The sequence below is a fragment of the Variovorax guangxiensis genome (genome assembly GCF_003952165.1).
In the GTDB taxonomy this organism is placed as follows: Bacteria; Pseudomonadota; Gammaproteobacteria; order Burkholderiales; family Burkholderiaceae_C; genus Variovorax; species Variovorax guangxiensis.
The window spans coordinates 332,138-339,528 of sequence record NZ_RXFT01000008.1 but is presented as its reverse complement, the minus strand read 5'-3'; the positions used below and the strand labels follow the sequence as shown (position 1 = coordinate 339,528).

Sequence of the window (7,391 nt, the reverse complement as noted above, 5' to 3'; positions counted from 1 at the left end):
CGTCGACGTGCTCTATGCCGTGATCGACCCGCGCATCAAGGCCAGCGACATATGAGCGCCGTCAATCCAACCTCCGCCGCGCTGCCCGCCGCCCCCTCCGGCGTGGCACTGAAGGCCCCCGGCTTCTGGCGCCGCGCACTGCGGCATCGCAGCTTCTGCATCGGGGGTGTGCTGGCCGCACTGCTGGTGCTCGCCGCGCTGATCTCCTATGTGTGGACGCCCTACTCGCCCTACGGCATGGACATGGCGAACAAGCTGCAGGCGCCGTCCGGTTCGCACTGGCTCGGCACCGATGCGTTCGGCCGCGACGTGGCTTCGCTGCTGCTCGTCGGCGCGCGCGCATCCATCCTGGTCGGTGTGATCGCGGTGGGCATCGGCCTCGTAGTCGGTACGGCACTCGGCCTGCTCGCGGCCGCCAAGCGCGGTTGGGTCGAAGAGGCGGTGATGCGGTTGTCCGACTTCACGCTGGCGTTTCCCGCGATCCTCTCGGCCATCATGATGACGGCCGTGTTCGGCGCAGGCATCGTGAATGCCATCGTGGCCATCGGCATCTACAACATCCCGACCTTCGCGCGCATCACGCGTGCATCGGCCAACGCGATCTGGTCGCGCGAGTACGTCGCCGCCGCGCGCGCCTGCGGCAAGGGCAGTTTCGCGATCACGATGCAGCACGTGCTGCCGAACATCTCGGCCGTGCTGATCGTGCAGATCACCATTCGCTTCGCCATCGCCATCCTCGCGGAAGCCGCCCTCTCCTACCTCGGCCTGGGCACGCAGCCGCCGCAACCTTCGTGGGGGCGCATGCTCAGCGAAGCCCAGACCCTCATGTTCCAGCAGCCGCTGCTGGCCGTTTTTCCCGGCATGGCGATCGCGCTCGCGGTGCTCGGCCTGAACATGCTCGGCGACGGCCTGCGCGACCTGCTCGATCCTCGTCTTGCGCGTGCACGGTGAAGAGGTGGTCGATGAACGAGCACTTCAAATGCGGGTACCAGTACGCAGAGGGCGCGAAGGTTTCGCGAAGGTCGCGAAAGAAATCCATAAACAATTTTCCTGATTCCCTTCTGCGACTTCTGCGTAGCTTTTGTCTTCCTTCTGCGTTCGGCTGCCCGATCCCGATCCACTGACCATGCCTCTCCTCGAAGTCAACAACCTCCAGATCGGCCTTCAGACCCAGCGCGGGCCGGCGCAAGCCGTGCGCGGCATTTCCTTCTCGCTGGAGCGCGGCGAAACGCTGGGCATCGTCGGCGAGTCGGGCTGCGGCAAGTCGATCACGGTGATGTCGCTGATGGGCCTGCTGCCCTCCAATGCCAAGGTCTCGGGCAGCATCAAGCTCGACGGGCAGGAACTCGTCGGCCTGCCCGAGAAGAAGATGTGCGAGATCCGGGGCAACCGCATCGGCATGATCTTCCAGGAGCCGATGACGGCGCTGAACCCGGTGCACACCATCGCACGCCAGGTCGGCGAGCCGCTGCGGCTGCATCGCGGCCTGACCAAGGAGCAGGCCCGCAAGGAAGCGCTGAACCTGCTCGACCGCGTGGGCATTCCTGACGCGGCCTCGCGGCTCGATGCGTACCCGCATCAGTTCTCCGGCGGCCAGCGCCAGCGCATCGGCATCGCGATGGCGCTCGCCTGCGGCCCCGACCTGCTGATTGCCGACGAACCGACGACCGCGCTCGACGTGACCATCCAGAAGCAGGTGCTCGACCTGATCCAGGGCCTGGTCAAGGAAATGGGCATGGCACTGATCCTGATCTCGCACGACCTCGGCGTGATCTCCAACAGCGTGAAGCGCATGCTCGTGATGTACGGCGGCAGCGCGGTGGAAAGCGGCCCGACCGACGCGGTGTTCGCCGGACGCGCCCATCCCTACACCCGCGGCCTGTTCGCGGCGCGCCCCGCCCTCGGCGCGGTGCGCGCGGGCCGGCTGCCGACCATCCGCGGCAGCGTGCCGGAGCTGGTCGACATGCCGCGCGGCTGCGCCTTCGCCGGCCGCTGCGCCCACACCATCGACCTGTGCCAGAGCACGCGCCCGCGCGAGACGCTGCTGCCCAACGATCACGTGGTGCGCTGCCTGCGACTCGGAGAGATCGCCGCATCCACCGCCAGGACCGCCACCGCATGAGCCAGTCCGCTGCTACCGCCCGCCAGCCCCTGCTGGCAGTGAACAACCTCTATCGCCACTACGCGCTCCCGCGCGAAAAGCTCTTCGGCCCGCCGCCGACCGTGAAGGCGCTCAACGGCGTGAGCTTCGATGTGCAGGCCGGCCAGAGCGTAGGCATCGTCGGTGAATCGGGCTCGGGCAAGTCGACCATCGCGCGTCTCGTGATGGCGCTCGATACGCCCACTTCCGGCACCGTTTCCCTCGAAGGCCGCAATCTGCACGCGCTCTCGAAGGAAGAGCTGCGCGTGGCACGCCGCGACTTCCAGATGGTGTTCCAGGACCCGTACGGCTCGCTCGATCCGCGCCAGACGGTCGCGCGCATCGTCGCAGAGCCGCTCGAAGCGCTCGCTGCCACCACCCGCGCCGAGCAGCGCGAACGCGCCGCCGAGACCCTCGCCGCCGTGGGCTTGCGCACCACCGACCTCGACAAGTACCCGCACGAGTTCTCGGGCGGACAGCGCCAGCGCATCGCCATCGCACGCGCCCTCATCACGCGCCCCAAGCTCATCGTGGCCGACGAGCCAGTCAGTGCATTGGATGTCTCGGTGCAGGCGCAGGTACTCAACCTCATGCAGGACCTGCAGCAGCAGTTCGGCATCAGCTACCTGCTCATCAGCCACGACCTCGCGGTGGTCAACCACCTTTGCGACGAGGTCTGCGTGGTCTTCAAGGGCCGCATCGTCGAACGCGGCCGGCCGGCCGACCTGTTCGAGCACGCGCAGCACGAGTACACGCGCACCCTGCTTTCCGCCGTGCTGCACACGCCGTCTCGCTAGCGCGGACGTCGACGGCAAGTTTTTTCCACCCTCACCTCAGGAACTATCGAATGTTGAAGCGACGCACACTCATGACTTCCGCCATGGCCGCGGCGATCCCGGGTGTCTTCCTGCCCCAGGCCCGCGCGCAGGCCGGCAAGAACACGCTGACGATCGGCATGCCGCTCGAACCGCCGGGCCTGGACCCGACCAGCGGCGCGGCATCGGCCATCGCGGAGATCACGCAATACAACATCTTCGAGACGCTCACCAAGGTGAACGCCGACGGCAGCGTCACGCCGATGCTGTCGGAGAGCTGGTCCTCCTCGCCCGACATGAAGACCTTCGTCTTCAAGCTGCGCAAGGGCGTGCGCTTCGAGAACGGGCAGCCGTTCAACGCGAACACGGTGAAGTTCTCGTTCGACCGCGCGGGCAGCGCCAAGAGCACCAACAAGGACAAGCGCTTCTTCAGCGAGATCGGTACCGTGGTGCTCGACGAGTACACGGTGGGCGTCAACAGCACGCTGTCGAACCCCGACCTGCCCTTTATGCTCGGCCAGTCGACCGCCTGCATCGTGGAGCCCAAGAGCGCCGAGACCAACGCCACCGCCCCCGTGGGCACCGGCCCCTACAAGCTGAGCGCCTGGCAGCGCGGCGCCTCGTGCACGCTGGTGAAGTCGCCCACCTATCGCGACCCGAACCTCGCGAAGACCGAGAAGTTCGTCTTCCGCTTCATGTCGGACACGGCCGCGCAGACCGCCGCGCTGCTGTCGAACGACATCGACATCTTCCCGCGCGCGGGCACGCGCTCGGTGAGCCAGTTCAAGGGCAACGCGCGCTTCCAGGTGATCGAGGTGGGCACGCGCGGCAAGGTGATCCTGACCATCAACAACCGCAAGAAGCCGCTGGACGACGTGCGCGTGCGCCGCGCGATCCTGGCGGCCATCGACCGCAACGCCATCATCCAGGGCGCGGCGGACGGGTTCGGCAGGCCCATCGGCAGCCACTACGCGCTGGGCGCGCCGGGCTTCATCGACACTACCGCGATGAACCCCTTCGACGTGGAGAAGGCGAAGAAGCTGCTGGCCGAGGCCGGCGTGAAGACGCCGCTGGAGCTGCGCCTGCAGCTGCCCCCACCCTCCTACGCCCGCCAGGGCGGCGAGGTGATCGCCGCGCAGCTCGCGCAGATCGGCATCAACGTGAAGATCCAGAACGTCGAATGGGCCCAGTGGCTCAGCGGCACCTTCGGCGGCGCGCACGACTTCGACCTGACCATGGTCGCGCACGTGGAGCCCTTCGACCTGGTGAAGTACACCGAGCCCGACTACTACTGGGGCTACGACTCGAAGAAGTTCCGCGACCTGTTCGTCACCATCCAGAACGAGGAAAACAAGAAGCGCCGCGCCGACCTGCTGGCCGACGCCCAGCGCATGCTGGCGACCGACGCGGTCAACGGCTTCCTCTACCAGGCCGTGTTCCCGACCATCGCGCGCAAGGAAGTGAAGGGCCTGTGGCCGAGCATGCCGATCGTGGTGAACGACCTGGCCGCGATCTCGTGGGGTTGATGCGATGAGCACGTCGACATCGAAGCCGCTGTATTCCCTGGGCGTGCAGGAGCTGCACGCGGCCTATGCATCCAAGGATCTCTCGCCGGTGGAAGTGGCGCGTTCGGTGAACGAGCGCATCGCCGCCTACGAGCCCGAGCTGCATGCCACCTGGCTCTTCCGCCCCGAACTGGCGCTGGAGCAGGCCCGCGCCTCCGAAGCCCGCTGGCTCGCCGGCAAGCCGCTCGGCACGCTCGACGGCGTGCCCGTGACCATCAAGGACAACCTCGCGACCAAGGGCGATGCGATGCCGCTGGGCACCGCCGCCTACGAGCTGGTGCCGATGACGTACGACTCGCCGCCCGCCGCGCGCCTGAAGGAAGATGGCGCTGTGCTGGTCGCCAAGACCACCATGCCCGACCTGGGCATGCTGTCGTCGGGACTGTCGAGCTTTCATGAGCTCTCGCGCAACCCGTGGGACCTGTCGCGCACGCCCGGCGGCTCGAGCGCAGGCGCCGGCGCCGCAGCCGCTGCAGGTTATGGCCCGCTGCACGTGGGCACCGACATCGGTGGCTCGCTGCGCCTGCCGGCGAGCTGGTGCGGCATCTACACGCTCAAGCCCAGCTTCGGGCGCATTCCGCTGAGCTCGCCCTACATGGGCCGCTGCGCCGGCCCGATGACGCGCACCGTGGCCGACTCGGCGCTGATGATGGCCTCGGTCGCGCAGCCCGACGACCGCGACTACTCCGAGCTGCCGCCCCCCGTCATCGACTGGACGGCCTTCGAGGTCGACCCGTCGTTCATCAAGGGCAAGCGCGTGGCGCTGCACATGGACGCGGGCTGCGGCCTGCCGCTCGATCCGCAGATCGCCGAGGCCGTGCGCCGCGCGGCGAAGCGCATCGAGGCGGCTGGTGCAGTGGTGGAAGAAATCCCGGCCTTCATGACACCGAAGATGCTGCAGGGCATGGACCACTTCTGGCGCATGCGCTCGTGCATCGACATCCAGGCGATGGCGCCCGAAGTGCGCGCGAAAATCCTGCCGTACATCCGCGAATGGGCCGAGAGCGCGGCCGGCTTCTCGGGCGCGCACATCTTCGACGCCTACAGCCAGTTCATCGCGGCGCGGGCGGCGGCCATTGCGGCCACCAAGGCCTACGACTTCGTGATCTCGCCGGTGTCGCCCAACATGCCCGCGCCGGCCGACCACGCATCGCCCACCAACGACCCGATGCTGCCGCTGGAGCACATCGGCTTCACGGTGCCCTACAACATGTCGGAGCAGCCCGCTGCCTCGATCAACTGCGGCTACTCGGCCGAGGGCCTGCCGATTGGCCTGCAGATTGCCGGCCGCCGCTTCGACGACCTGGGCGTGCTGCAGTTCAGCCGCGCCTTCGAGCAGATCCGCGAACCGCAGAAACCCTGGCCGGAACCCAACACGTCCCGCTGACCGGCCTTCAGGAGACAAGACATCATGAACGCAGCAGCAGCCCACTACATCGACGGACGCCACATGCAGTCCGAAGGCAACGCCACCATCGACGTGATCGACCCGAGCGATGGCAGCAAGTTCGGCGAGATCGCGCGCGGCACCGCCGCCGACGTGGACACCGCCGTGCGCGCCGCACGCCAGGCCATGGGCGAGAACTTCGACGGCCCCTGGGGCGGCATGACCGCGCTGCAGCGCGGCCGCCTGCTCGCCAAGCTCGGCGCCGCCGTCATGGAGCATCACGAGGAGCTGGCCCAACTGGAGGCGCGCGACACCGGCAAGGCGCTGCGCGTGGCGCGCAACGACGCCACCGCCCTGGCCCGCTACATGGAGTACTACGCCGGCGCCTGCGACAAGCTGCACGGCGACACCCTGCCCTACGAGCGCGGCTACACCGTGCTGACGGTGCGCGTGCCGCACGGCGTGACGGGCCACATCATTCCCTGGAACTACCCGATGCAGATCGCGGGCCGCAGCGTGGGAGCCTCGCTCGCCGCGGGCAACGCCTGCGTGGTGAAGCCAGCGGAAGACGCGAGCCTGTCGCTGCTGCGCCTGGCCGAGATCGCGACCGAGGTCGGCTTTCCGGCAGGCGCGCTCAACGTGGTGACCGGCTACGGTAAGGAAGCCGGCGCTGCGCTGTGCGCGCACCCCGGCATCGACCACATCTCGTTCACCGGCTCGACCATTACCGGCCGCAGCGTGGGCCTGGCCGCTGCCGAGCGCCATTGCCCGGTGACGCTGGAGCTGGGCGGCAAGTCGCCGCAGATCGTGTTCGCGGATGCCGACCTCGACGCGGCGGAGCCGGTGCTGCTGAACGCCATCATCCAGAACGCCGGCCAGACCTGCTCGGCGGGCAGCCGCGTGCTGGTGGAACAGTCGGTCTACGAAGAAGTGGTGCAGCGCCTCGCCGGGCGCTTCTCAGCAGTGCGCGCGGGCACGCCCGCCGAAGACCTGGACATGGGCCCGCTCATCAACGAAAAGCAGTTCCGCCAGGTGCGAGACATGGTCGCGACCGCCGAGGCGGCCGGCCTGAAGGTGGCCGCGCGCGGCACGGTGTCGCCCAATGCCTCTTCCACCGGCTACTACCAGGAAGCCGTGCTGTTCCGCGACGTGCCGCACGAGAGCGACATCGCGCAGCGCGAGATCTTCGGCCCCGTGCTGGCCCTGACGCCCTTCGCCGACGAGGCCGAGGCGGTGCGCCTGGCCAACGGGACGGACTTCGGTCTGGTGGCCGGCGTGTGGACCCGCGACGGCGCGCGCCAGCTGCGCATGGCGCACAAGCTGCACTGCGGCCAGGTCTTCGTCAACAATTACGGTGCGGCGGGTGGTGTAGAACTGCCATTCGGCGGCGTGAAGTCCAGCGGCTTCGGCCGCGAGAAGGGCTTCGAGGCCCTGCTCGGTTTCACGACCCTCAAGACCATCGCCATCAAGCACGGATGAAGACA

Annotated in this window: 6 protein-coding genes; all 6 read left to right on the top strand. The window is 68.0% G+C overall.

Translation table 11 applies throughout. From position 1 onward, the window contains the following. The first annotated feature begins 51 nt into the window (after nt 1-51). Complete coding sequence (locus EJP67_RS20430; protein ID WP_126023518.1) at nt 52-951, top strand: ABC transporter permease; 900 nt, start codon at nt 52-54, stop codon at nt 949-951. 175 nt (nt 952-1,126) lie between these two features. Continuing rightward, a complete protein-coding gene (locus EJP67_RS20425) occupies nt 1,127-2,122 on the top strand; it encodes an ABC transporter ATP-binding protein (protein ID WP_126023517.1) in 996 nt (331 codons plus the stop codon). Continuing rightward, nucleotides 2,119-2,937 carry an ATP-binding cassette domain-containing protein gene (locus EJP67_RS20420; RefSeq protein ID WP_126023516.1) on the top strand — a complete coding sequence of 273 codons (819 nt, stop codon included), beginning with the start codon at nt 2,119-2,121 and terminating at the stop codon, nt 2,935-2,937. Before EJP67_RS20425 ends, EJP67_RS20420 begins: the two co-directional genes overlap by 4 nt. Before the next feature lie 50 nt (nt 2,938-2,987). Continuing rightward, nucleotides 2,988-4,481: an ABC transporter substrate-binding protein gene (locus EJP67_RS20415; protein ID WP_126023515.1), complete on the top strand. Its 1,494-nt coding sequence runs from the start codon at nt 2,988-2,990 to the stop codon at nt 4,479-4,481. 4 nt (nt 4,482-4,485) lie between these two features. Continuing rightward, nucleotides 4,486-5,907 carry an amidase gene (locus EJP67_RS20410; RefSeq protein WP_126023514.1) on the top strand — a complete coding sequence of 474 codons (1,422 nt, stop codon included), beginning with the start codon at nt 4,486-4,488 and terminating at the stop codon, nt 5,905-5,907. A 24-nt stretch (nt 5,908-5,931) separates the two neighbouring features. Beyond that, a complete protein-coding gene (locus tag EJP67_RS20405; protein ID WP_420824275.1) occupies nt 5,932-7,386 on the top strand; it encodes an aldehyde dehydrogenase family protein in 1,455 nt (484 codons plus the stop codon). Nucleotides 7,387-7,391 lie beyond the last annotated feature (5 nt).